Genomic DNA, 21551 nt, shown 5'->3' with positions numbered 1-21551 from the left:
TTGCAACTGCAACTGATTAACGTCAAGGTCAAAGGCAACTGCAACTGCAGTTTCACCACCCCTGCGGGGCGGCGACCTACTTTCTTGTCTTGCCAAGAAAGTAGGCAAAGAAGGCGCGCCGGATGGGGCGACTACCCCCTCGGGCTTCGACGAAAAGAGCGGCCGGGACCCAAACTCGCATCGCCTTAAGGCGATACTCAGACATGGGTCCCTCTTTTCCGCTCTTTTCGCCGAATCCCGAGGCGCCCCATACGGCCTCTGAACACCTCCACGGCTCGCTTCGCATCGCCGTGGGTGTTTCCCGCCCCTTCGGGCGGGAAACACGGCTATCACAGTTGGTTGATCTTGCCGCTGGTTGGCTCCCCTCTCCCACTTGTGGGAGAGGGGCCGGGGGAGAGGGCGGGCGCTCGCAAGAGCGCGAGATCTCATTGACCGTGCCTCAATCCCCCTCTCCGGACGCCAGCACCTGCTGGCTCTCGCGTTTGGCCTCCGTGCCGCTCGCGTGCTCACGCCCCTCGCGCCGTGCCTGCCGCCGTTCCTTGCGGTTCATATACCAATAGTGCGCGCGATCCAGGTAGAGATACACCACGGGCGTGGTGAACAGCGTCAGCGCTTGCGACAGCACCAGTCCCCCCACCATCGCAAAGCCCAATGGCCGCCGCAGCTCCGAGCCAGCGCCATGCCCGAGCATCAGCGGCAGTCCGGACAACAGCGCGCACATGGTGGTCATCATGATCGGACGGAAGCGCAGCAGGCACGCCTGGTAGATGGCTTCCTCCGGTTTCATGCCGTGGTCGCGCTCGGCGGTGAGCGCGAAGTCGACCATCATGATGCCGTTTTTCTTGACGATGCCGATCAGCAAGATGATGCCGATCAGCGCGATCACGCTGAGGTCATAGCCGCCGGCCAGCAGGATCAGCAGCGCGCCCACGCCGGCAGACGGCAGGGTGGAGAGGATGGTGAGCGGGTGGATGTAGCTTTCGTACAGCAGCCCCAGCACGATATACACGGCGACCAGCGCGGCGGCGATCAGGTAGGGCTGCGAGGCAAGCGAGGCGCCGAAAGCCTGTGCCGTGCCTTGGAACGAGCCGGAGAGTGTCTGCGGGCGGCCCATGCCGGACAGCGTGCTGTTGATGGCCTTGACGGCATCGCCCAGCGCCACGCCCTTGGCCAGGTTGAATGAGATCGTGACGGCCGGGAACTGCCCCTGGTGGCTGATCGACAGGTAGGCGGTGCTGTCGGTGTCGATCTTGACGAAGGTGGACAGCGGCACTTGCTCGCCGGTCAGCGGCGAGGTCACATACAGCTTGCTGAACAAGCGCGGGTCGTCCTGCAGCGCGGGCGTGGCTTCCAGGATCACGTGGTAGCTGTTGATCTGGGTGAAGTACTGCGCGACCTGGCGCTGCCCGATCGCGTCATAGAGCGTGGAGTCGATCAGCGCGGGCGTGATGCCGAAGCTCGATGCGCGCGCGCGGTCGATGGTCAGGCGCGCCGCTGCCGCGGCGTTCTGCTGGTCGGACGCCACGTCAGCGAGCTGGGGCAGGGCGCGCAGGCGCTCCAGGATGCGCGGCGCCCACTGGTTGAGCTCGTCCAGGTTGGAGTCCATCAGCGTGTACTGGTATTGCGTGCGCGACAGCCGCCCGCCCACGTTGATGTCCTGCCCGGCCTGCAGGAACAGGTTGGCGCCCTGCACCTGCGCCAGCTTGGGCCGCAGCCGCGCGATCACTTCGTCGGCGCTGACGGTGCGGCCCGCGTCCTTGGGTTTCAGGCTGATGAAGAAGTTGCCGGTGTTGAGCGTATTCTGCCCGCCGGTCATGCCCACCGCGGCGACATCGGGGTCGGCACGCACGATATCGGCAAGCTGCACCATGCGCGCGTTCATCGACTTGAACGATGCGTCCTGCGCGGACTCCGCGATGCCAAACATAAAGCCGGTGTCCTGCTGCGGGAAGAAGCCCTTGGGTATGTAGATGAACAGCGCCACCGTGGTGGCGACCGTGGCGATGAACACGCACAGGGTGAAGAACTGGTGGCGCATCACCACGTCCAGTCCGCGCTTGTAGCTCGCCAGCATGGCGTCGAAGCCATGCTCGAACCACTGGTAGATGCGGCCGTGATGATGGCCGCGCGGCGGGGTCAGGTAGCGCGAGCACAGCATCGGCGTGAGCGTCAGCGAGACCAGCACCGATACCACGATGGTGAGCGTGACTGTCACGGCGAACTCGCGGAACAGCCGCCCCACGATGCCGCCCATTAACAGCAGCGGTATGAACACCGCCACCAGCGAGACCGAGATCGACACGATGGTGAAGCTGATTTCGGCGGCGCCCTTGAGCGCGGCTTCCATGGGCTCCATGCCGTCTTCCACGTGGCGGTAGATGTTCTCCAGCATCACGATGGCATCATCCACCACGAACCCCACCGCAATGGTGAGCGCCATCAGCGACAGGTTGTCGCGGCTGTAGCCCAGCAGGTACATGCCGCCGGCGGTGCCCATCAGCGCCAGCGGCACGGTCACACTGGGAATCACCGTGGCGGCCACATTGCGCAGGAACACGAAGATGATCATCACCACCAGCGCGATGGTGAGCATCAGCGTGAACTCCACATCGGCCACCGAGGCGCGGATGGTCTGGGTGCGGTCGGCCAGTGTGTTGACGTTGACGGTGGGCGGGATCGCGGCCTGCAGGCGCGGCAGCGCGGCGCGGATGCGGTCCACGGTCTCGATCACGTTGGCGCCCGGCTGCTTGGTGATGGCCAGGATGATGGCGCGCCCGTTGTGAAAGGTGTTGTCCGCCGGCGCGGCGGCGCCGGCAAAGCCCCAGCCGGCCAGCTTGGCGTTCTCCGGCCCGTCCACCGCCACGCCGACATCGCGCACACGCACCGGCGCGCCGTTGCGGTAGGCCAGCACCATGTCGTTCCACGCCGCCGCCTTGGTGACCTGGTCGTTGGTGTAGACGTTGAAGGCCTTGGTGGCGCCATCGGTGCTGCCGGTGGGCTGGTTGACCGTGGTGGCGGCAATCACGCCGCGCAGGTCTTCCAGGCTCATGCCCATGGCCGAGAGCTTCTGCGGATCCACCTGGATGCGCACCGACGGCTTTTGCTGGCCGCCGATGTTGACCAGCCCGACGCCGGAGATCTGCGAGATCTGCTGCGCCAGCACATTGTCGGCGAAGTCGTTGACCTCGGTCAGCGGCAGCGTGTCGGACTGCACCGCCAGCACCAGGATCGGCGAATCGGCCGGGTTGATCTTGCGGAAGGTGGGGGGCGTGGGCAGGTTGCTGGGCAACTGGCCGCTGGCGGCGTTGACGGCGGCCTGCACGTCCACGGCGGCGGCATCGATGCTGCGGTTGAGGTCGAACTGCAGCGTGATCTGGGCGTTGCCCTGCGCGCTGGTCGACGTCATCTGCGTGAGCCCGGCGATCAGCGAGAACTGCCGCTCCAGCGGCTGCGCCACGTTCGACGCCATGGTCTCCGGGCTGGCGCCGGGCAAGTTCGCCGACACCTGGATGGTGGGGAAATCCACCTGCGGCAGCGGCGCGATAGGCAGCAGCGGCCACGCGGCCACGCCGACCAGCAGCACGGCCAGCGCCAGCAGCGAGGTGCCGATCGGGCGCTTGATGAAGGTCGCGGAAATGCTCATGGCCGTGCGTTCCCGGCGCGGTTTGCCGGGGCTGCGGCGGCAGGCGCGGAGGCGGGCGCTGCGCCGGCATCCGCTATGGTGGTGGCCGCGGTCGTCTCGTTCACGCGGGTGCCGGGCTTGAGCTTGTACTGCCCGTCCACCACGACCCGCTCGTCGACCGCCAGCCCCTTGGCCACGACGGCCTTGGCGTCCTGGGTCTCCGCCACCTCGATTGCCCGGGACGCAACCGTATGGTCCGCCTGCACCACATAGACATAGGTGCCGGTCTGGCCGCGTTGCACGGCGGCGGCCGGGATGGTCAGCGCCTGGTCGCGCTCGCCGAGCACCAGCCGCGCATTGACGTACTGGCCGGGCCACAGCGTGTGCGAGGAATTGGGAAAACGCCCTTTCAGCTGGATGGTGCCGGAGGTGGTGTCGATGGTGTTGTTGAGCAGGATCAGCTTGCCTTGTCCCAGCAACTGGCCGCTGGCGCGCTCGCTGGCCTCGACCGCGAGCGGCGCGCCGCTGGCCTGCATGGCGCGATTGATGCGCTGGAATTCGCCGTCGGGCAGCGTGAATACCACGTCGATCGGGTCGATCTGGCGGATCACCACCAGGCCGTTGGCGTCGGCGGCGTGGACGATATTGCCCGGGTCGACCAGGCGCGCGCCAACGCGCCCGGACAGCGGCGCGGTGATGGTGGTGTAGTCGAGCTGCACGCGAGCGACGTTGACCAGCGCTTCGTCGGTCTTCACCGCGGCGGCTAGCTGCGCTACCTGCGCGCGCTGGGTATCCAGCGTTTGCTGCGTGGTGGCGTTTTCCTTGATGAGGCCCTCGTAGCGTTGCAGGTCGAGGCGCGCATTGGCTAGCTGCGCTTCGTCACGCGACTTTTGCGCCATGGCTTGCTGCAGCTGCGCCTGGAACGTGCGCGGGTCGATCTGCGCCAGCAACTGCCCGGCCTTGACGTCCTCGCCTTCGACAAAGCCGACGCGGTCGAGCTGGCCGTCCACGCGTGGCTTGACCGTCACCGTGGCCATCGCCTGCACCGTGCCGACGCCAGCCAGGCCGATCGGCACGTCCTCGCGCTTGACCTGTGCGCTGGTCACGGATACTGGCGACGCTGGCGGCGCTGCCCCGCGCGGCGCCACCATGCGCTTGAGCGGGCCGGCGGCGAACCACGCCAGGGCTGCCAGCATGAGCACGGCCAGGCCGATCAGGACGGGGTTGCGGCGGGAGAACTGGGTCGCCATGGATTGCCTTGGAAGTGGTCTGCCGATGTGGATCGGGGAATCAGGGAATCAGGGAATCAAGAGATCAGGGTTGCGCCAGCGCGTCGCTTTGCCAGCCGCCGCCGATCGCCTTGACCAGCGCCACGCTGGCTGCAAGCTCCCGGCCGCGCAACTGGATCGCGGTCCGTTCGTTAGACAAGGAAAGGGCCTGTGCCGTTACCACCGAGAGGTAGGAAGCGGTGCCAGCGCGGTATTGCGCCAGGCTCACGCGCTCCGCCACGCGGGCGGCATCCACCGCATGGTCCTGCACCACCACTTCCTGGTCGAGCACACGCAGCGCCGAGAGGTTGTCTTCCACCTCCTGCATGCCGCTGAGCACGGTTTGCCGGTACGCCGCGACCGCCCCGTCGTAGGCCGCCACGGCCTGGTCGTTTTGCGCGTTGCGCAGCCCGCCGTCGAAGATGGTGCCGGCCAGCGTCGCGCCCAGCGACCACACCCGGCCGGGCGGCCCGAACCAGTTGGCCAGGCTGCCGCTGCTGGCGCCGCCCACCGCGGAGAGCACCAGCGACGGGAAGTACGCAGCGCGCGCCACGCCGATATTGGCATTGGCCGCCGCCATGCGGCGCTCGGCCGCCGAGATGTCGGGGCGGCGCTCCAGCAGCGCCGAAGGCAGCCCCGGTGGCACAGCCAGCGGGCGCATCGAAAACGCCTCTGGCGCCAGCGTGAACTCGGCGGGCGCGCGCCCCAGCAGCACGGCGATGGCATGCTCCAGCTGGTTGCGCTGCACGTCGAGGTCGATCGCCTGCGCTTGCGCTGCGTTCAGCGTGACCTGCGCCAGCGCCACGTCGCCCGCGGTGGCCACTCCCGCGCGGAACTGGCTCTGGGTCAGCTTGAGGGAGTCCTCGTAGGCGGCCAGCGTGCGCGCATAGAGCGTCTTGAGTACATCGGTGACGCGCAACTGGATATAGTCCTGCACCAGCTCGCCCTGGATCGTCAGGCGCGCGGCGGCGAGGTCGGCGGCACTGGCCTGCGCGTTGTCGCGGGCCGCTTCGATGCTGCGCCGCACTTGGCCCCACAGGTCGATCTCCCAGCTGGCATCGAGGTTGGCCGAATGGGTGTTGGACACAGTCTGGATGCCCAGCGTGCTGGTGCGCGCGCGCCCCACTCCCACGCCAGCGCCGAGCGTGGGATACAAGCCGGCCCGCGCCGCCTGCGCCAGCGCGCGGGATTGCCGGTACTGGGCCTCGGCCTGGCGCAGGCTCTGGTTGGCTGCGTTGGCTTGCCCCACCAGCTCATTCAGGCGGGCATCGTCGAAGCCCGCCCACCACGCCTGTGTCAGATCCACCGGACGGGGCTCGGCGACCTTCCATTGGTGATCGTCCGGCACGGCCTCGCGATACGCGGCGGGGGTCTCGACCGGGGGGCGCTGATAGTCCGGCCCGACCGCGCAGCCGCCCACCCAGGCAGACGCCAGGGCGATGCAGAGCAGGCGCGGCGAGACCAAACGCGCGGCGTTCATGAGGGCGAGAAGCAAGCGATAGTCATGAAGGGCTTTTGTGAGGCGATGCCATTGTTTGTCGTTTCCTGCTCGGGCTGGCGGGTTGGTTTCCGCGCGCACGCACGCCGCCTGAGCGGCGTCGCGCGGGCGGGTCTTATGGCAAGGATAGTGCGGCGCGGGAATGTGTGAAACGCGCTGCGCATTACTGAATATTTCACTCGCTTACGCCGATGCGCCGGGCGGCGCCACGGCTTGCACCGCCAAGTGAAGCGCGAAATACACCCACGGATGCGGCAAGCGGCGGGCGCGCGTGCCTGTTACGGTATCTTGCAGCGGGTGGATGTCGGGTGGATGCCGGCTTGTGCAGCGCGGCAAAAGGCGAGCCAGCATCAGCGCCGCAGAGGACGCCACGGCGCCGCGCGAGCGGCCACGGGCGGGCTGCCGCAGCCTGTTGTAATCTTGTGTAATTGTGCGCCAGCGAGCCCCGGCGGGTTGCATTTGCTGCGCCTGCCGCGTAGAAAGTAGGTGTCAGGCGGCCGCGGCGGAAGGACTGCGGCAATCCGCACGGCCGGCTGACGCATATATCGACATGACATCTGGACGACGAGCGGGAAGGCGTGGCCATGGAGACCGATCAAGAAAGCACACTGACGTACGCGCTGCTGACCGTGCCAGCGCGTGCCGCCATCTGCCGCGCGCTGCTGGAGGCGGGCGAAGCCGGCATGCCGGCGTTCGACCTGGCCGGCGTCGCAGGGCTGAGCCTGCCGCGCGCCAGTCACCATTTCAATGAGCTGATGCAGGCCGATGTGCTGGCGCTGGTCGTGCGTGACCGGCAGGTGATCTATGTGCTCAAGGCCCGCCGCGCGGTGAGCCTGGCGCTGGAGTATCTCGACAGCAGCGGGCTGTAACAGTCCAGCGGCCAGCATGGCTGCAGCCAGCGGCTGCTAAAATGCGCCCCTGCGCGCCAAGGGCCTCCTGTTGTCCAGGTGGCCCTTTTCGTTTTGACGTTTCCCCAGCACGAAGTCTCCCACCCATGTCAGCCCTGGAACGTTTGTTTGTTGCCCTGGAAGAGCACGGTTGGGCCGTGTCCGACGACCTCATCGACACCACGCTGGCGGCGCGGCTGCATGCCGAGAGCCGCGCGGCGTGGCAGGCCGGCCTGTTCCATCCGGCCCGCATCGGGCGGGGCGAAGCCACCGCCCGCGACGCGGGCATTCGCGGCGATTCGATCCTGTGGCTCGACGACGCGCCCGCCGGCGCGGCCAGGGCGGATTTCCAGGCCTGGGCTGCGGGTTTGCGCGAGGCCTTGAACGAGCGCTACTTCCTGGGCTTGAAGCGCGAGGAATTCCACTTCTCGCACTATCCGGTCGGCACCGCCTACAAGAAGCACGTGGACCAGCATCGCGCGACACTGCATCGCAAGATTTCGCTGGTGTTCTACCTCAATCCTGAATGGAGCGAGCGCGATGGCGGCGAGCTCGCGCTCTACGGACAGGACGACGGCGCCACCGAGTTGCACCGCGTGCTGCCGCGGCGCGCGCGGCTGGTCGTGTTTCGCAGCGACCTGGTTCCGCACGAAGTATTACCCTGCCACAAGACGCGCTGGGCACTCACCGGCTGGTTCCGTACCGATCAGGCCTGAACCGCCCGAGCGGCATCAGCAGCGTAACCAGCACCCCGGGGAAAAGGCATGAGCACACGACCGAAGCCGCACGAAGACGACACCGCCGCTGGACAGTTTTCGGCCGAGCTCGAAGCACTGCTCCGGTCGCATGCCATGCGGCGGCAACTGGTCAAGGGCGAGGTGCTGTTTACCTACGGCTCCAACCCGGACGCGCTCTTCTGCGTCGAACGCGGCGCCATCAAGGTCAGCAGCACGGCGCAGAACGGGCGCGAGGCCGTGGTCAGCCTGCTGGAGCCCGGGCAGTGGTTCGGGGAGGTCTCGCTCTTCATCGACGCGCATCGCGTGTACGACACATGCGCCGCAGAGGCTAGCGAACTATTGGTGATTCCCGCCGCCACCTTCCATACGCTCGTCGCGCGCGAGCCGCGCTGGCTGATGGAGTTCACGCAACTGATCTGCCGGCGCTACCGCAGCGCACTGGAGTGGATCGACGAGGTGATCCTGATGCCGTTTCCGGTGCGGCTGGCGCGGCGCCTGCTTGCCGTCGAGCATGCGCACGCGCTGTCCACCCACGGCATGCCGGGTGTGCGGACATCCGGTGCCCCCGCCGCGCTCAAGCTCTCCCAGGAAGACCTGGGCCATATGCTTGGCGTGTCCCGCCAGAGCGTCAACCGGCAGCTCAAGGACTGGGAGAAGCAGGGCGTGCTGCGCCTGGAATACGGGCGCCTGACGTTATCCGACAAGGCGGCGCTGCAGGCCATCGCCAGCGAGTCCGCGCCTGGCACGTAGTGGGAGCTTGCGCTTCGTCGCAAGACTGAAATAACCGGCGGCTAAGATCGTGGCGGGGCCGGCCGATACTTTTCCCTTCGCGGGGATGGCAGGTTTTTTGACGAAATCCGTGTCTGCACGGCCCCGTCCCGATTGGCGGCGATGGCTGCTTCCTCCCCTTCCTCTGCTTCCTCCCTTTCGCGCCGCTTGTCAAAATAAACGATATATACTGTTTTGATACCACTGCGATCAAAACAGGAGGATGCATGGCAACGGTTTCGAATGGGCGCACGCGTGCGCCCGCGCCAGCCGCGGCGCAGAAAAGGGCAGCCACCGCAGTGAAGCGGCCGGTCACGCGCGCCAGTAAGACGGAGACGGCAGGCAAGGCTGCCAAGGCTGAAGCGGTCAAGACCGTGGCTGCCGCACCGAAAGCCGAGAAAGCAGAGAAGACTGAGAAGGCACAGAAGCCTGCCAAGGCCAAGGTCGTGCGCGACAGCTTCACCATGCCGGAGTGGGACTATGCCAAGCTGGCGGAACTCAAGCGGCGCTGCCTGAACGGCGGCGCGCACGTGAAGAAGAGTGAGTTGCTGCGGGCCGGGCTCAAGATGCTGGAGTCGCTGCCGGAGCGGCAATTGCTGGCCGTCGTGGCTCAGGTCGAGACCGTCAAGACGGGCCGGCCCGCCAAGCGCAAGGCGCGCGATGCGGCTTCCGGGCAGTAAAGCTGCGGCGTATATTGCGTGGCCCCCGGACGTATTCCGTCCAGGGGCGCGCCGTATTTTGCGGGTTTCGTGAATAGTTGATGACAGCCTCAACCATCCGCCGATTCGGTCGTTAAGATGGGCAGGGCTTACCAATCCTGAAGCCGGACCGGCAGGGCGCTGCCTTGCTGGTCCTTCGCTTTTCAGAGCCTTCACCGTTTCTTGCCGGCGCCATCGTCATCCGCAGAATGAGTCTCTTCAGGCCGTCTTTCTGGTGCCCGTTTTCTGTGTTCGCCGTCGTCACGGTGCCGCTGGCCGAGCCGCCGCGGGAACGGCCTCCGGGCGATACGTCCGCGCGCGGTGAAGCGAATCCAGATGCGCGGCGGGACCTCCTCACGGTGCCCACGCCTGCGGTCCGCTAGCCTGGCGGCAGCGGCCCTGCCAAGGCTTTTTTTGTTGCGCCGCAAGGCAACTCATAACCCGCTATATATCTGGAAAAGGCTCGCAAAGTGCCTATAATTATGGTGCGTTGCACCAATTCGTCTGCTGCCATCCTACACCCTGCTGTGCAGGATGGAACCATGCCCCCTGTCAACCTGAGGTAAATCCATGTTGCCGTGTGAGCGATGCAAGCGCCAGGCCGGCAGGCCAGGACACCTGCCGCCGCACGAGGATCTGGAGGCCGCGGGCGTCAATGCGCGGGCCCAGGACGGCGCCGCCTATGCCTACCGCTGCCGCCAGTGCGGCTGCACGCTGGTGCTGCGTAGTCCCAGCCGGGAAGTGCCTGACTACTGGGCTCTGGAAGGCTGGGCGCCTTCCGCCTGAAGTTGGCGGGATACCGGCCCGTGCCCGGCGTGCCCGTTATTGTTCCCGCCACACCGCCGTGCCATCATTGCCTAGCCGCCTGTGACTTGCCTGGCCGCGCTGAATCCGACACCTCCCAAACGTAACGTCAGTAACGTCAGCAAATTCCCCGGATGGATTGGAGCGATATCAAGATCTTCCTGGCGATCGCCCGCGCCGGCACCCTGGGCGGCGCCGCGCGCGCGATCGGGCAGACCCAGCCGACCATGGGGCGCAGGCTGAAGGCGCTGGAGGATGCCGTCGGGCATGCCTTGTTCCAGCGCACCAGCGACGGCTACGTGCTGACCGATGAAGGGGCTGCCGTGCTCGCCCACGCGCAGCGTATCGAGGCAGAGGCGATTGCTTTCGAGCGCCAGCTGTCCGGCCAGGCAGGGGAGCTGGACGGCACGCTGCGGATCTCCTCGTCCGACTGGTTTGGCGTGCATATGCTGACCCCGGTGATCGCGGACTTTATCCGCGCCCATCCACGCGTCGCGGTGGAACTGGTCACCGATGCGCGCTTGCTCAGCCTGGCACGCCGCGAGGCGGACCTGGTCTTTCGCATCCGCGCGTTCGACGAGGCCGATATCGTGCAGCGCAAGCTGATGCACATGGACTACGCGCTCTACTCGGCGCCCGGCGTGGCACCGCCGCGCGCGGGCGATGGCGAGGGCCATGCCCTGCTGACGCTGGATGCGGGCTTCGCGGACCTGCCCGACGTGGCCTGGATGCGCAAGCAGCTGCCGAACGCCCGGGTGGCATTCGGCAGCAACAGCCGCGAGGCGCAGGCCAAGCTGTGCGCGGCCGGCGCGGGGCTGGCTGTCCTGCCCTGCGCGCTGGCCGAGCGCCTGGGCGGGCTGCAGGCCATCGAATTGGGCGAGGCGCCACCGGGGCGCGACGTCTGGGTGGGCTATCACCGCGACCTGCGCCGCCTGCGGCGGCTGCGCGCCTTCCTGGATGCAACCATCGAGCGCCTGGGCAATAGCGCAGACGCTTAGTCCCCGGCAATCTCCACCACTAGCTTGCCCTTGGCTGTGCCTGTCTCGATGGCGCGATGCGCATCGATGGCGCTGTCGAGCGTGAAGTGCCGCGCATCGAGCCGCACGAAGAGCTTGCCCGCATCGGCCAGCCGCGCCGCTTCGCGCAGGATCTCGCCGTGGCGCGCGCGGCCCTTGCCGGTGAGCATTGGCATCAGCGTGAACACGCCCGAATACGTGGCTGCGCGAAACGATAGCGGCGCCAGCGCGTGCACGCCCCAGCCAAGGCAGCTCACCACATGGCCGCCATAGGTGCGCGCCGCGAGGAACGCATTGTCCAGCACCGAGCCGCCCACCGTGTCGTAGACCACGTCGAAGCCCTCGCCCGCAGTGTATTGGTCGACATACTGCGCGACTGATGTCGCGGCATGGTCGATCGCGGTGGCGCCATAGCCTTCGATGATCGCCTTCTGCGCGGCCGAGCCCGTGGCATATACCTGCGCCCCAAGCGCGTGGGCGATCTGCACCGCGATATGCCCCACGCCGCCGGCGCCGCCATGCACCAGCACCTTCTGGCCAGGCTGCACGCGCGCCCGGTCGACCAGGCCTTCCCACGCGGTGATGAACACCAGCGGCAACGCGGCGGCTTCGCGCATCGACAGCGCGGCGGGCTTGCGCGCGAGCAGGTCGGCATCGACTGCCGCGTACTGCGCTAGCGATCCTTGCAGGCCACCCACGCCACCGGTCATGCCATAGACCTCGTCGCCGGGCGCGAAGGCCGTCACGCCCGCGCCCACGGCTTCGACCACGCCGGCCAGGTCCAGCCCCAGCACGGCGGGCAAGGGGTGGCGGGCGTGCCCCGCCTGGCCGGCGCGGATCTTGGTGTCGAGCGGGTTGACGCCGCTGGCCAGGATGCGCACCAGTACCTGGCCGGGGCCGGCCACTGGCCTGGGAAGCTGGACGGGCGTGAACGGCGCGCCCGCGGATTCGACGATGAGGGCCTGCATGGTGGGGTGGGACATGATGCGCTCCGGATGGGTTGGCGATGAACTAGCGAGGGGTTTGAGACGGGTTGGTGTGACCATTCTTGGCCAGGCCGGCGCGCTCGTAAATCAACGCTTCTGTACTCTTGCCATGCAGTTTTGAATGGGGTGGCTTCTTGTCACGTCGCCGTGGATGTGGGTGACGTTGAGCATTGCGCAGCAGGCGAAAGTGCCGCAGGCAACACCACGGGTGGTATACGATGATCCGACCCGGAGACATTGGGCTGGTGATTCATGGGTAACTTTCATGTCGGCGAAATCCGTCCGGATTCCATCAGGACGCGAATAAAGATTTCGCCGCGCGGCCAGGCTCCATAACGATTTTCACAATTCCAGGGTAAACACGTATCAAGTCGTTGACTTGAAAACGCTACCCCCCGTCCCTATAATTAGCACTCGTTGGGCATGAGTGCTAACAGACCTCTCCCAGCGTACTAATTCTGCTGGCCGTCAGTGCTGGCGGTCATTTTTGTGAACCTGAAATCACTTTTTGTACCAAGGAGTCCGTATGAATCTGCGTCCTTTGCACGACCGCGTGATCGTGAAGCGTCTGGACAATGAAACCAAGACCGCTTCCGGCATCGTGATTCCCGACAACGCTGCCGAAAAGCCTGATCAAGGTGAAGTGCTCGCCGTGGGCCCCGGCAAGAAGGACGACAAGGGCGCTTCGATCGTCCTCGACGTCAAGGTGGGTGACCGCGTGCTGTTCGGCAAGTATGCCGGCCAGGCCGTGAAGGTGGATGGCCAGGAACTGCTGGTCATGCGCGAAGAAGACATCATGGCTGTGGTGAACAAGTAATCCACGCACCCCATTCGTACAGATTTAGGAGATTCAGAACATGGCAGCTAAAGACGTAGTATTCGGCGACGCCGCCCGTGCCAAGATGGTCGAAGGCGTGAACATCCTCGCCAACGCAGTCAAGGTTACCCTGGGCCCGAAGGGTCGTAACGTGGTGCTGGAGCGCAGCTTCGGCGGCCCGACCGTGACCAAGGACGGCGTGTCCGTGGCCAAGGAAATCGAGCTGAAGGACAAGCTGCAGAACATGGGCGCGCAAATGGTCAAGGAAGTGGCTTCCAAGACCAGCGACAACGCCGGTGACGGTACCACCACCGCAACCGTGCTGGCCCAGTCGATCGTGCGCGAAGGCATGAAGTATGTTGCCGCCGGCATGAACCCGATGGACCTGAAGCGCGGCATCGACAAGGCTGTGGTGAACGCGGTTGAAGAGCTGAAGAAGCTGACCAAGACCACCACCACCAGCAAGGAAATCGCGCAAGTTGGCTCGATCTCGGCCAACAGCGACGAAGTGATCGGCAAGCTGATCGCTGAAGCGATGGACAAGGTTGGCAAGGAAGGCGTGATCACCGTGGAAGACGGCAAGTCGCTGGCCGACGAGCTGGAAGTCGTGGAAGGCATGCAGTTCGACCGCGGCTACCTGTCGCCGTACTTCATCAACAACCCGGAAAAGCAAGTTGTCGCCCTGGACAACCCGTTCGTCCTGCTGTTCGACAAGAAGATCTCGAACATCCGTGACCTGCTGCCGGTGCTGGAACAAGTGGCAAAGTCGGGCCGCCCGCTGCTGATCATCGCTGAAGACGTCGAAGGCGAAGCCCTGGCGACCCTGGTGGTGAACAACATCCGTGGCATCCTGAAGACCGCTGCTGTCAAGGCTCCGGGCTTCGGCGACCGCCGCAAGGCCATGCTGGAAGACATCGCCATCCTGACCGGCGGTGCAGTGATCGCTGAAGAAATCGGCCTGACGCTGGAAAAGGCAACCCTGCAAGAACTGGGTCAAGCCAAGCGCATCGAAATCGGCAAGGAAAACACCATCATCATCGACGGCCACGGCGACGCAGCCTCGATCGAAGCACGCGTGAAGCAAATCCGTGCCCAGATCGAAGAAGCGACCTCGGACTACGACCGTGAAAAGCTGCAAGAACGCGTGGCCAAGCTGGCTGGCGGCGTTGCAGTGATCAAGGTTGGTGCAGCCACCGAAGTCGAAATGAAGGAAAAGAAGGCACGTGTGGAAGATGCACTGCACGCAACCCGTGCAGCCGTGGAAGAAGGCATTGTCCCCGGCGGCGGTGTGGCCCTGCTGCGCGCTCGCGCTGCCATCGCTAACCTGACCGGCGACAACGCTGACCAGAACGCTGGCATCAAGATCGTGCTGCGCGCCATGGAAGAGCCGCTGCGTCAGATCGTGCTGAACGCTGGCGAAGAAGCTTCGGTCGTCGTGGCCAAGGTTATCGCAGGCAACGGCAACTACGGCTACAACGCCGCCACCGGCGAGTACGGTGACCTGGTGGAAATGGGCGTGCTGGACCCGACCAAGGTGACCCGCACCGCGTTGCAGAACGCTGCTTCGGTCGCATCGCTGATGCTGACCACCGACTGCGCTGTTGCCGAACTGCCGAAGGATGACTCGGCTCCGGCAATGCCGGGCGGCATGGGCGGCATGGGCGGCATGGACGGCATGATGTAAATCTGCCGGCCTGCCAAACGGCAGCCTGCTGTACCCGCATCACCCGTAGTAGCAAAAACCCCCGCTGGCGCGAGCCGGCGGGGGTTTTTGTTTATGGGGCGACAGTACCGGCCGAAGGGGCGCCGTCGCGGGAAAGGCTTACAGCTCCACCGTGTAGCACCAGTCGAAGGCCGGGTTCTCCAGTTCGCCGGTCTTGCGGCGGATATAGCCGCGCGGGTTGCACACCACGCGCGCATCTTCCAGGCGGTAATCGAAGCCGGTATGCGTATGGCCGTGCACCCACAGGTCGGCCTGCGCAACCAGGTCCGGCCTGCGCGAGATAAAGCCGGCGGAGACCAGATCGTGGGAGAAGCGCGGGTCGAGGCTGCCGAGATCCGGCGCATGGTGGGTCACCACCACCGTCTTGCCGGCAAAGGGCGTGGCGAGCTGCGCCGCCAGCCAGGCGCTGGCCGCTTCGTGCCGCGCCAGCGCGTCGGCCGTGGTGAAGCGGCGCCGCTGGCCCTCGCCGTCCGCCACCTCGATCAGGCGGTGGTCGACCATTACGCCGGCGCAGGCCAGCATCGACTCCTCGCGCCGGTTGGCGCCAAACAGCGCGTAGTCGGTCCACCAGGTGGTGCCGATCACGCGCACCGGCTCGCCTGCCAGGTTGTCGAAACAAGCCACCGAGTCATTGAGCACGCGCACATGCGGCGCCGCCCCTGCGGCCTCCGCCATCGCCGCGTCCACTTGCTCGAAGGCGCTCTCATAGTACTCGTGATTGCCCGGCACATAGACCACCGGCCCCGAAAAGGTGCGCGCGGCCCAGTCGACGCCGGCACGGCCATTGGCGATATCGCCGGCCAGCACCACCAGGTCGGCGGGGCAGGGGGGTATCGCCGCCGGTATGTCGTGTTCGAGGTGCAGATCGCTAAGGATGCGGATCTTCATGGGGTCTCCATGCGAAATGCCGACGCGCCGACGGCAAGGGGCCTGCCTGTATTCTTCATGCGAGCGAAGACCTGGTCAAGCGTCATGGGCGCGTCGCGCCGTTCACCTCCCGCCGGCGGGCATACTAGCTATTAGTGCCACCAGCAAAAATGCCCGGACAAAGTCCGGGCAAGACTGGCTCCCTGGCATTGCACCGGGAGACAATCGAGGGAGCGACGTCCAGTCAGGCGAGGCTAGCTAACTTACTGGCCGGACATGGTCGGCAGCAAGACCCGATAAATCTGGATGAATGCGGGTCCAAGCAACACCAGCAGCAGTGTCGGGAAGATCATGAAGATCAAGGGGAACAGTAGTTTCAGCGCAATCTTCGCGGCCTGTTCCTCAGCACGCATGCGGCGCTTGGTTCGCAGCATGTCGGACAGCACCCGCAGCGACTCCCCCAGGCTCGTGCCGAAGCGATCGGCCTGGTTCAGCATGGATGCGAATTTGTCCACGTCATCCACACCGGTGCGCAGCGCCAGGTTGGTCAGCGCCTTGTCCTTGGCGAAGCCAGAGCGCAGTTCCAGCAGCATCAATTGCAGCTCGTCGGCCAGCACCGGGCAGCGCAGCGCAAGTTCATCCGCCACGCGCATCAGCGCCGCGTCGAGCCCGAGCCCGGCCTCCACGCAAACCGTGAGCAGATCAATCACGTCCGGAAACTCCTCGAACACCGCGCGCTTGCGGTTATCCACCTTGCGCGATAGCACGGCATTGGGCAGGTAGTAGCCAATCGCACCTAGTACTGCCAGGAGCGCTACGGTCTTGTACTGCCCCTGGAACGCCGGCATGCCGCTCACCGCTACCAACGCCAGCATGGGAAGCCCGATGGCCAGTACCGTCTTGGCGGCGAAGTAGAGATGCGGCGCAGCGCTGCTGCGCCAGCCGGCGTTCATGAAGCGCACGCGCATCTGCGAGCCTTCCCAACCCTCCTTGGGCAACGACAGGCGGGACACGGGCCTGGCCCACCGCACCAGGTTGTCGAGCCAGGCATTGTCCTGCCCCGTGCCGGCTCCCGTGGCCGTACCGACTATCTGCCCCAGTCTCTCGCGTGCCCGGCTTGGCGTGAATGTCAGCAGCAGACCGAACACCGCGCCGAACGCCGCCACGAAAATGAGAACCAGCATCAGGACCTGCTCTGTATGGACACCTTGCATGATCGCCTCCGGAATCGAGAATTCTGCCTGCTTCTGGGTCGCGTACATTCAGACCCGGATACGGATGATCCGGCGCATCCAGACGACGCCGAGCGTCATTCCTCCCAGCGCCATCCCGACCATCTTGAGGCCTATCGGGTCTTGCCATAGCACTGTCATGAAATCCGGATTCACCACGAGAATCAGTCCCGCGGTGGCGAACGGGAGCAGGCCCAGTATCCAGGCCGATAGGCGCCCCTCTGCCGAGAGCACCTTGATCTTGTCGAACAGCTTCAGGCGTTCACGCACCAGGTTGCCGATCGTGTCGAGAATTTCGGCAAGGTTGCCGCCGCTCTCGCGCTGTATCAGTACCGCGATCACGAAGTAGCGCAAGTCGTTGATCGGCACTCGCATTGCCATGTTTGTCATTGCCTCGTCGAGAGCGACTCCGTAATTGATCTCCTCAAAGGTAGTCCGGAATTCGCGGCCCATCGGGTCTTTTACCTCCTGCCCCACCATCCCCAGCGCACCCGAGAAGGAGTGCCCCGCACGTAGCGCGCGGCTGATCATGTCGACAGCATCGGGCAATTGCGTCTCCAGTTGCTTGAGGCGTTTATGCCGAAGTGCGATGACATGCCAGACAGGCAATGAGCCAACCAGTAACGCGCCCAGTACCACCAGTCCTGGTGGCACGGGCAGCAGCGGCACGAGCGCCAGCGTGCACAGCGCGACCAGCCCGCAATATCCGAGTAGCTGCGCAACCGACCACGTGCTCCCGGATTGCTCGAGCCATCGGTCGAGCCCGCCGACGCGAGGCAGCATCAGCAGCCAGCGCTGCAGCAACGGCGTGTTGCTCAGCATGCGCCCCTTCAGGATCGACAGGGTCTCCGCGCTCACCTGCCCGCCGGCCGACAGCGACCGCAGCCTGGCCTCGATCCGCTTCGCCGCCGGGCCGTGGTAATTGTTCCACCAAAGGTAGGCGCCTTCGATGCAAAGCACCACCGCAGCGAACAACAAGATGATGAAGGCATAAAATATGAAGCTCATTTTCTTCTCCCCGCATTCTCTGTGCCGCTGGCCGGTTCAGACGTCGAAGCGCTTTGCCGGGTCATAGGTTTCGTCGGGCAAGCCCACGCCGAACACGCGCAGGCGTTCGGCAAACTTCGGGTACACGCCTGTGGCGCGGAAGTGCCCGTTGACCGTGCCATCCTGGGCTACACCGGTACGGTGGAAGGTAAAGATCTCCTGCATGTTGATGATCTCGCCCTCCATGCCGGTGATCTCCTGGATGCTGACTATCTTCCTGCGCCCGTCAGTCAGCCGTGACGCCTGCACAATGACGGTGATTGCCGAGGATATCTGTTGCCGGATTGCCTTCGGTGGAAGATTGAGGCCGGCCATGCTGACCATGTTCTCCAGACGCGTAAGCGCATCGCGCGGTGTATTGGCGTGGATGGTGGTCAGCGAACCCTCATGGCCGGTATTCATTGCATTGAGCATGTCCAGCGCCTCACCACCTCGCACCTCGCCCAGGATGATGCGGTCAGGACGCATGCGCAGCGCGTTGCGTACCAGGGCGCGCTGCGTGATCTCACCCTTGCCTTCGATATTCGGTGGCCGGGTTTCCAGTCGCAGCACGTGCGGCTGGCGCAACTGGAGTTCTGCTGCATCCTCGATGGTGACGACGCGCTCGCTCTCGGGAATGAAGCCCGACAGGATGTTCAGCAGCGTGGTCTTGCCGCTGCCGGTTCCGCCTGACACCAGCACGTTCACCTTGGCGTGCGCTAGCGCTTGCAGGAGTTGCGCCATCGGCGGCGTGAGGCTCTTGAGTTCGACCAGGTTGGCTACCTGCAGGGGATTGACGGCGAACCGCCGGATCGATAGCAAGGGACCATCGATGGCAGAGGGGGGAATGATCGCATTGACGCGCGAGCCGTCCGGCAGCCGCGCGTCCACCATCGGACTGGTTTCGTCAATGCGCCTGCCGACCCGCGAAACGATCTTCTCGATGACTTTCATCAGGTGTGCATCGTCGTAGAACGTGACATCGGTGAGCTCCAGCTTGCCGCGCCGCTCCACGAAGGTCTGTTTCGCCGTGTTGACCAGGATGTCGGAAACCGTAGGGTCTTGCAGCAGTGGCTCAAGCGGCCCGAAGCCGAACATCTCGTCGTAGACCTCCGAAGTGAGCAGCCTGCGCTCGGCGTCATTGAGCAGGATCTTCTCTTCCTCGATGATGCTGCTCACCAGCATGTTGATTTCCTGCCGGACCTGCTCCTGGGGGAAGCGTGCCAGCCGTTCCAGCTCCACACGGTCCAGCACCGTCTCATGGATGGCCCGCTTGAACGAGCGGTAGTTCGCCGGAGTCGGCGGGAACTGGATTGCCCCATGGCCATTGGCGATGAAGGCAGGCTGGCTGGGGCTCGACAGTTGATCGCGGATTGACATGATGATCTCCGGTAAGGGAATCAGGAACTCGGTGGCTCAGGTTGCGCGCGTGCGCAGCATCAGCTTGCGCAACGGCGACACGCTGTCTTGTTGCGCACGGCGCTCGGCTCCGGTTGCGGCAACGAACTGCGTACCCAGTGCCAGGATCGCCTTGGCGATGGCGCTGCGTTTGTGGGATTTTGCGACCGGCTCTCCGTGGCTGATTGCCTCGTCGACAGCCGAGGAATCGTCGGGCAGCGCGTGGAAGATCTTCATGCCAAACACGTCGCCCAGGGCCGAGCGGGCCAGCGCATTGCGGCGGCCCTCGCGATTGAGCAAGATGTGGACCTTGTCGGCCGAGTAGTGCAGGGCGCGCAGGATATCAAGCAGGCGGCGTCCCGGGCGGGCAAAGGCAATGGTTGGTTCGACGACGACGCAGATGCGATCGCTGCGATCCAGCAGGCCGATGGACAGAGGGTCGAGCGCCTGTCCGATGTCCACGATCACAAAGTCGTAGACCGGCTGGACCACTGAGAGTATCCACTCGAGTTTCTCTTTCTGAATCTGGCTTGCCTTGATCGGGTCGGTGGCGCCGGCCAGGATGTCGAAATTGCTCTCGACATGCGTCAGGCAGGCATCCAGGAACGCCGCATCCATCCGCTCGATCTGACTGCAGATTTCCGGGAGGGTGGAGGGCGGTGGCTTGTCGCTGACAAGGTAGGTCAAGTCTCCGAACTGCCGGTTCAGGTCGATTACCAGGACGCGCTTTCCCAACTGGGCGCCAAGCGCATACCCGAGATTGCTGGCGAGGAAGCTGGTGCCCGCGCCGCCCTTGCATGAAATGAACGAGATCACTTGCGCCAACTCGCGATTCCTGGGCACATGGCTGGCCTCCACCCGCCGCAACGCTTCCGCCAGTTGCGTCCTGTCCAGCGGCCACGCGAGGACGTCGCGCACACCCGCGCGCAGGGCTTTGATCAGGCAGTCGGAGCTCGGGTTGGGCGTGACAAGAATGCAAGGCAGTTCGGGGTGCTGCTCGCGCAAGGCTTCGATGCTATGCATCTGCGATGCCCCGACGACGGCTTGCTCGATGATGAGGAGATCGGCCAGCTGCATCTGGCTGCCATGGAACGGAAAGCGGGCCGGTCCTTCCAGGAGCGACATGGTCTGGAAGTTCCCGATCCCTGCGCTCAGGCGGGAAATCTCGTCAAGTTTTTGGGCATCTTCCGATGCGATCAGGATCTTCAACATGGTGCGTTCTCCAATCTCGGGCAATCTAGCTGCAAACCGATCCACCGCTTGACGAGTTCATGCTCTCTCGGGACAGCGTGGATGTGAAGGGTGGCATGGTCAGCGTGATCGGAAGCAAGGGGATGAACGTGCGTACCGAGACGTTGGATATGCTGACGGTTGCGCTCTGGCAGGTGCCCCGCGCGGTGACCGCATCGGAGTCGCATCCCGTTGGCAGATAGTTGAGCTGGATGTTGGAGGCGCTGAGCAGTGGCAACAGTGAGCGCATCTTGGTCTTGATGATCGCGTCGTCGGCGTCGCAGACGATGGCCATGCGCGCGCCAAGCCGTGTGGCCTCGGCTGCGGTGTTCCAGTAGAACAGCACGCGGGAGAACTCCACGATGCCAATCAGCAGGGGGAAGAAGATGCCGGCTATCAAGGCGAACTCGACAGCAGTCGCGCCGCGCTGCCGCGTAGGCCGGAAGAGGGTTCGCGTTTTCATAGCACCTGCCTCATGACGGTAGCGATGTCGGTAAAGGTCAATCCGCTTGCATTGATGAAGGTCTGGATGGGCGAGTACGTATATCCGGTGATCTTTACCGTGACGAGGTTGATCGTGCCGGCCGGCGTGCCAGTGCCCGTACTGTTGTCGTAGGTGCTCACGTTGGCGAATGACATGCCGGGGCAGCCTGATGCGTCGACCCTATCGCAGATCACTACCATCGATGTAGTAAGGCCGGTCGCGAGCGCTGAGCCCGAGCAGCTCGTATTGCCGTAGACGGCCAGGCATTTCGCCGACCCCGTTGGATAGCTGATATCCAGCGGAGAGAACTGCGACAGGTAGCGGGCCGCGGAGCGCGTGCCTTTGGTCAGGGTGTCGAACTGGTAGATGGCGCGCCCGAATTCCGCCACGCCACAGACCATCAGCAGCATGGGGACCAGGAGAATGCCGAACTCGACGGCCGCCACGCCGCGATGGTGCGCCAGGAGCATTTTTCTTGTCTTCATGATCT

The 21551-nt window shown here is 64.9% G+C and carries 19 protein-coding genes; 8 read left to right on the top strand and 11 right to left on the bottom strand.

What is annotated here, in order from left to right; translation table 11 throughout:
* Positions 1 to 439 precede the first annotated feature (439 nt).
* The 3 genes from AC1Q7Q_RS23945 to AC1Q7Q_RS23935 form a co-directional block, all read right to left on the bottom strand.
* The gene (locus AC1Q7Q_RS23945) at positions 440 to 3643 is read right to left on the bottom strand and encodes an efflux RND transporter permease subunit (RefSeq protein WP_492375027.1); all 3204 of its coding nucleotides are present in this window, start codon (positions 3641 to 3643) and stop codon (positions 440 to 442) included.
* On the bottom strand, positions 3640 to 4872 hold the full coding sequence (locus AC1Q7Q_RS23940; RefSeq protein ID WP_492375028.1) for an efflux RND transporter periplasmic adaptor subunit: 1233 nt from the start codon (positions 4870 to 4872) through the stop codon (positions 3640 to 3642). Before AC1Q7Q_RS23940 ends, AC1Q7Q_RS23945 begins: the two co-directional genes overlap by 4 nt.
* A 64-nt stretch (positions 4873 to 4936) precedes the next feature.
* Positions 4937 to 6370, bottom strand: coding sequence for an efflux transporter outer membrane subunit (locus AC1Q7Q_RS23935; RefSeq protein WP_492375051.1), 1434 nt, complete (start codon positions 6368 to 6370; stop codon positions 4937 to 4939).
* A gap of 602 nt (positions 6371 to 6972) precedes the next feature.
* On the opposite strand from AC1Q7Q_RS23935, the gene AC1Q7Q_RS23930 reads away from it, so the two are divergent.
* The 6 genes from AC1Q7Q_RS23930 to AC1Q7Q_RS23905 all read left to right on the top strand — a co-directional run bounded on the left by AC1Q7Q_RS23930 (position 6973) and on the right by AC1Q7Q_RS23905 (position 11280).
* On the top strand, positions 6973 to 7257 hold the full coding sequence (locus AC1Q7Q_RS23930; RefSeq protein WP_492375029.1) for a helix-turn-helix domain-containing protein: 285 nt from the start codon (positions 6973 to 6975) through the stop codon (positions 7255 to 7257).
* Positions 7258 to 7382: 125 nt separating this feature from the next.
* Entirely contained in the window at positions 7383 to 7991 is a 609-nt protein-coding gene (locus AC1Q7Q_RS23925; protein WP_492375030.1) for a 2OG-Fe(II) oxygenase, read from the top strand.
* 48 nt (positions 7992 to 8039) lie between these two features.
* A complete protein-coding gene (locus AC1Q7Q_RS23920) occupies positions 8040 to 8762 on the top strand; it encodes a Crp/Fnr family transcriptional regulator (RefSeq protein WP_492375031.1) in 723 nt (240 codons plus the stop codon).
* A 245-nt stretch (positions 8763 to 9007) separates the two neighbouring features.
* Positions 9008 to 9460, top strand: a complete 453-nt coding sequence (locus AC1Q7Q_RS23915) for a hypothetical protein (RefSeq protein WP_492375032.1) — start codon at positions 9008 to 9010, stop codon at positions 9458 to 9460.
* Positions 9461 to 10048: 588 nt separating this feature from the next.
* Positions 10049 to 10264 (top strand): hypothetical protein, encoded by a 216-nt coding sequence (locus AC1Q7Q_RS23910; protein WP_492375033.1) that lies wholly within the window; start codon positions 10049 to 10051, stop codon positions 10262 to 10264.
* 152 nt (positions 10265 to 10416) lie between these two features.
* Positions 10417 to 11280, top strand: a complete 864-nt coding sequence (locus AC1Q7Q_RS23905; RefSeq protein ID WP_492375034.1) for a LysR family transcriptional regulator — start codon at positions 10417 to 10419, stop codon at positions 11278 to 11280.
* Here the strand turns inward: AC1Q7Q_RS23905 and AC1Q7Q_RS23900 are convergent.
* On the bottom strand, positions 11277 to 12281 hold the full coding sequence (locus AC1Q7Q_RS23900) for a zinc-dependent alcohol dehydrogenase family protein (RefSeq protein WP_492375035.1): 1005 nt from the start codon (positions 12279 to 12281) through the stop codon (positions 11277 to 11279). The two genes, AC1Q7Q_RS23905 and AC1Q7Q_RS23900, sit on opposite strands and share 4 nt — an antisense overlap.
* Before the next feature lie 529 nt (positions 12282 to 12810).
* Between AC1Q7Q_RS23900 and groES the strand changes: the two genes are divergently transcribed.
* Complete coding sequence (groES, locus tag AC1Q7Q_RS23895; RefSeq protein ID WP_006160236.1) at positions 12811 to 13101, top strand: co-chaperone GroES; 291 nt, start codon at positions 12811 to 12813, stop codon at positions 13099 to 13101.
* A 40-nt stretch (positions 13102 to 13141) separates the two neighbouring features.
* Positions 13142 to 14785, top strand: coding sequence for a chaperonin GroEL (gene groL / locus AC1Q7Q_RS23890; protein ID WP_416047786.1), 1644 nt, complete (start codon positions 13142 to 13144; stop codon positions 14783 to 14785).
* Positions 14786 to 14923: 138 nt separating this feature from the next.
* Here the strand turns inward: groL and AC1Q7Q_RS23885 are convergent, their stop codons facing one another.
* The 7 genes from AC1Q7Q_RS23885 to AC1Q7Q_RS23855 all read right to left on the bottom strand — a co-directional run bounded on the left by AC1Q7Q_RS23885 (position 14924) and on the right by AC1Q7Q_RS23855 (position 21546).
* Positions 14924 to 15712 (bottom strand): metallophosphoesterase, encoded by a 789-nt coding sequence (locus AC1Q7Q_RS23885; RefSeq protein ID WP_492375036.1) that lies wholly within the window; start codon positions 15710 to 15712, stop codon positions 14924 to 14926.
* A 242-nt stretch (positions 15713 to 15954) separates the two neighbouring features.
* Positions 15955 to 16905 (bottom strand): type II secretion system F family protein, encoded by a 951-nt coding sequence (locus tag AC1Q7Q_RS23880; RefSeq protein ID WP_150988482.1) that lies wholly within the window; start codon positions 16903 to 16905, stop codon positions 15955 to 15957.
* Positions 16906 to 16953: 48 nt separating this feature from the next.
* Positions 16954 to 17931 (bottom strand): type II secretion system F family protein, encoded by a 978-nt coding sequence (locus AC1Q7Q_RS23875; protein WP_416047789.1) that lies wholly within the window; start codon positions 17929 to 17931, stop codon positions 16954 to 16956.
* Between the two features lie 36 nt (positions 17932 to 17967).
* Entirely contained in the window at positions 17968 to 19329 is a 1362-nt protein-coding gene (locus tag AC1Q7Q_RS23870; protein ID WP_492375037.1) for a TadA family conjugal transfer-associated ATPase, read from the bottom strand.
* A gap of 36 nt (positions 19330 to 19365) precedes the next feature.
* Complete coding sequence (locus tag AC1Q7Q_RS23865; RefSeq protein ID WP_492375038.1) at positions 19366 to 20559, bottom strand: CpaE/TadZ family protein; 1194 nt, start codon at positions 20557 to 20559, stop codon at positions 19366 to 19368.
* Between the two features lie 25 nt (positions 20560 to 20584).
* Positions 20585 to 21040, bottom strand: a complete 456-nt coding sequence (locus tag AC1Q7Q_RS23860) for a TadE family protein (protein ID WP_492375039.1) — start codon at positions 21038 to 21040, stop codon at positions 20585 to 20587.
* The gene (locus AC1Q7Q_RS23855; protein ID WP_492375040.1) at positions 21037 to 21546 is read right to left on the bottom strand and encodes a TadE/TadG family type IV pilus assembly protein; all 510 of its coding nucleotides are present in this window, start codon (positions 21544 to 21546) and stop codon (positions 21037 to 21039) included. The genes AC1Q7Q_RS23860 and AC1Q7Q_RS23855 overlap by 4 nt, the downstream gene beginning before the upstream one ends.
* Positions 21547 to 21551 lie beyond the last annotated feature (5 nt).

It is taken from the genome of Cupriavidus sp. GW823-FHT07A04 (genome assembly GCF_058794615.1).
This window is presented reverse-complemented; position numbering and strand designations above follow the sequence as displayed.

Bases quoted from the DNA above. Each gene is read 5' to 3' on its own strand.
- AC1Q7Q_RS23945 (WP_492375027.1), bottom strand. From the start codon at position 3,643: ATGAGCATTTCCGCGACCTTCATCAAGCGCCCGATCGGCACCTCGCTG.
- AC1Q7Q_RS23940 (WP_492375028.1), bottom strand. From the start codon at position 4,872: ATGGCGACCCAGTTCTCCCGCCGCAACCCCGTCCTGATCGGCCTGGCC.
- AC1Q7Q_RS23935 (WP_492375051.1), bottom strand. From the start codon at position 6,370: ATGAACGCCGCGCGTTTGGTCTCGCCGCGCCTGCTCTGCATCGCCCTG.
- AC1Q7Q_RS23930 (WP_492375029.1), top strand. From the start codon at position 6,973: ATGGAGACCGATCAAGAAAGCACACTGACGTACGCGCTGCTGACCGTG.
- AC1Q7Q_RS23925 (WP_492375030.1), top strand. From the start codon at position 7,383: ATGTCAGCCCTGGAACGTTTGTTTGTTGCCCTGGAAGAGCACGGTTGG.
- AC1Q7Q_RS23920 (WP_492375031.1), top strand. From the start codon at position 8,040: ATGAGCACACGACCGAAGCCGCACGAAGACGACACCGCCGCTGGACAG.
- AC1Q7Q_RS23915 (WP_492375032.1), top strand. From the start codon at position 9,008: ATGGCAACGGTTTCGAATGGGCGCACGCGTGCGCCCGCGCCAGCCGCG.
- AC1Q7Q_RS23910 (WP_492375033.1), top strand. From the start codon at position 10,049: ATGTTGCCGTGTGAGCGATGCAAGCGCCAGGCCGGCAGGCCAGGACAC.
- AC1Q7Q_RS23905 (WP_492375034.1), top strand. From the start codon at position 10,417: ATGGATTGGAGCGATATCAAGATCTTCCTGGCGATCGCCCGCGCCGGC.
- AC1Q7Q_RS23900 (WP_492375035.1), bottom strand. From the start codon at position 12,281: ATGTCCCACCCCACCATGCAGGCCCTCATCGTCGAATCCGCGGGCGCG.
- groES (WP_006160236.1), top strand. From the start codon at position 12,811: ATGAATCTGCGTCCTTTGCACGACCGCGTGATCGTGAAGCGTCTGGAC.
- groL (WP_416047786.1), top strand. From the start codon at position 13,142: ATGGCAGCTAAAGACGTAGTATTCGGCGACGCCGCCCGTGCCAAGATG.
- AC1Q7Q_RS23885 (WP_492375036.1), bottom strand. From the start codon at position 15,712: ATGAAGATCCGCATCCTTAGCGATCTGCACCTCGAACACGACATACCG.
- AC1Q7Q_RS23880 (WP_150988482.1), bottom strand. From the start codon at position 16,905: ATGCAAGGTGTCCATACAGAGCAGGTCCTGATGCTGGTTCTCATTTTC.
- AC1Q7Q_RS23875 (WP_416047789.1), bottom strand. From the start codon at position 17,931: ATGAGCTTCATATTTTATGCCTTCATCATCTTGTTGTTCGCTGCGGTG.
- AC1Q7Q_RS23870 (WP_492375037.1), bottom strand. From the start codon at position 19,329: ATGTCAATCCGCGATCAACTGTCGAGCCCCAGCCAGCCTGCCTTCATC.
- AC1Q7Q_RS23865 (WP_492375038.1), bottom strand. From the start codon at position 20,559: ATGTTGAAGATCCTGATCGCATCGGAAGATGCCCAAAAACTTGACGAG.
- AC1Q7Q_RS23860 (WP_492375039.1), bottom strand. From the start codon at position 21,040: ATGAAAACGCGAACCCTCTTCCGGCCTACGCGGCAGCGCGGCGCGACT.
- AC1Q7Q_RS23855 (WP_492375040.1), bottom strand. From the start codon at position 21,546: ATGAAGACAAGAAAAATGCTCCTGGCGCACCATCGCGGCGTGGCGGCC.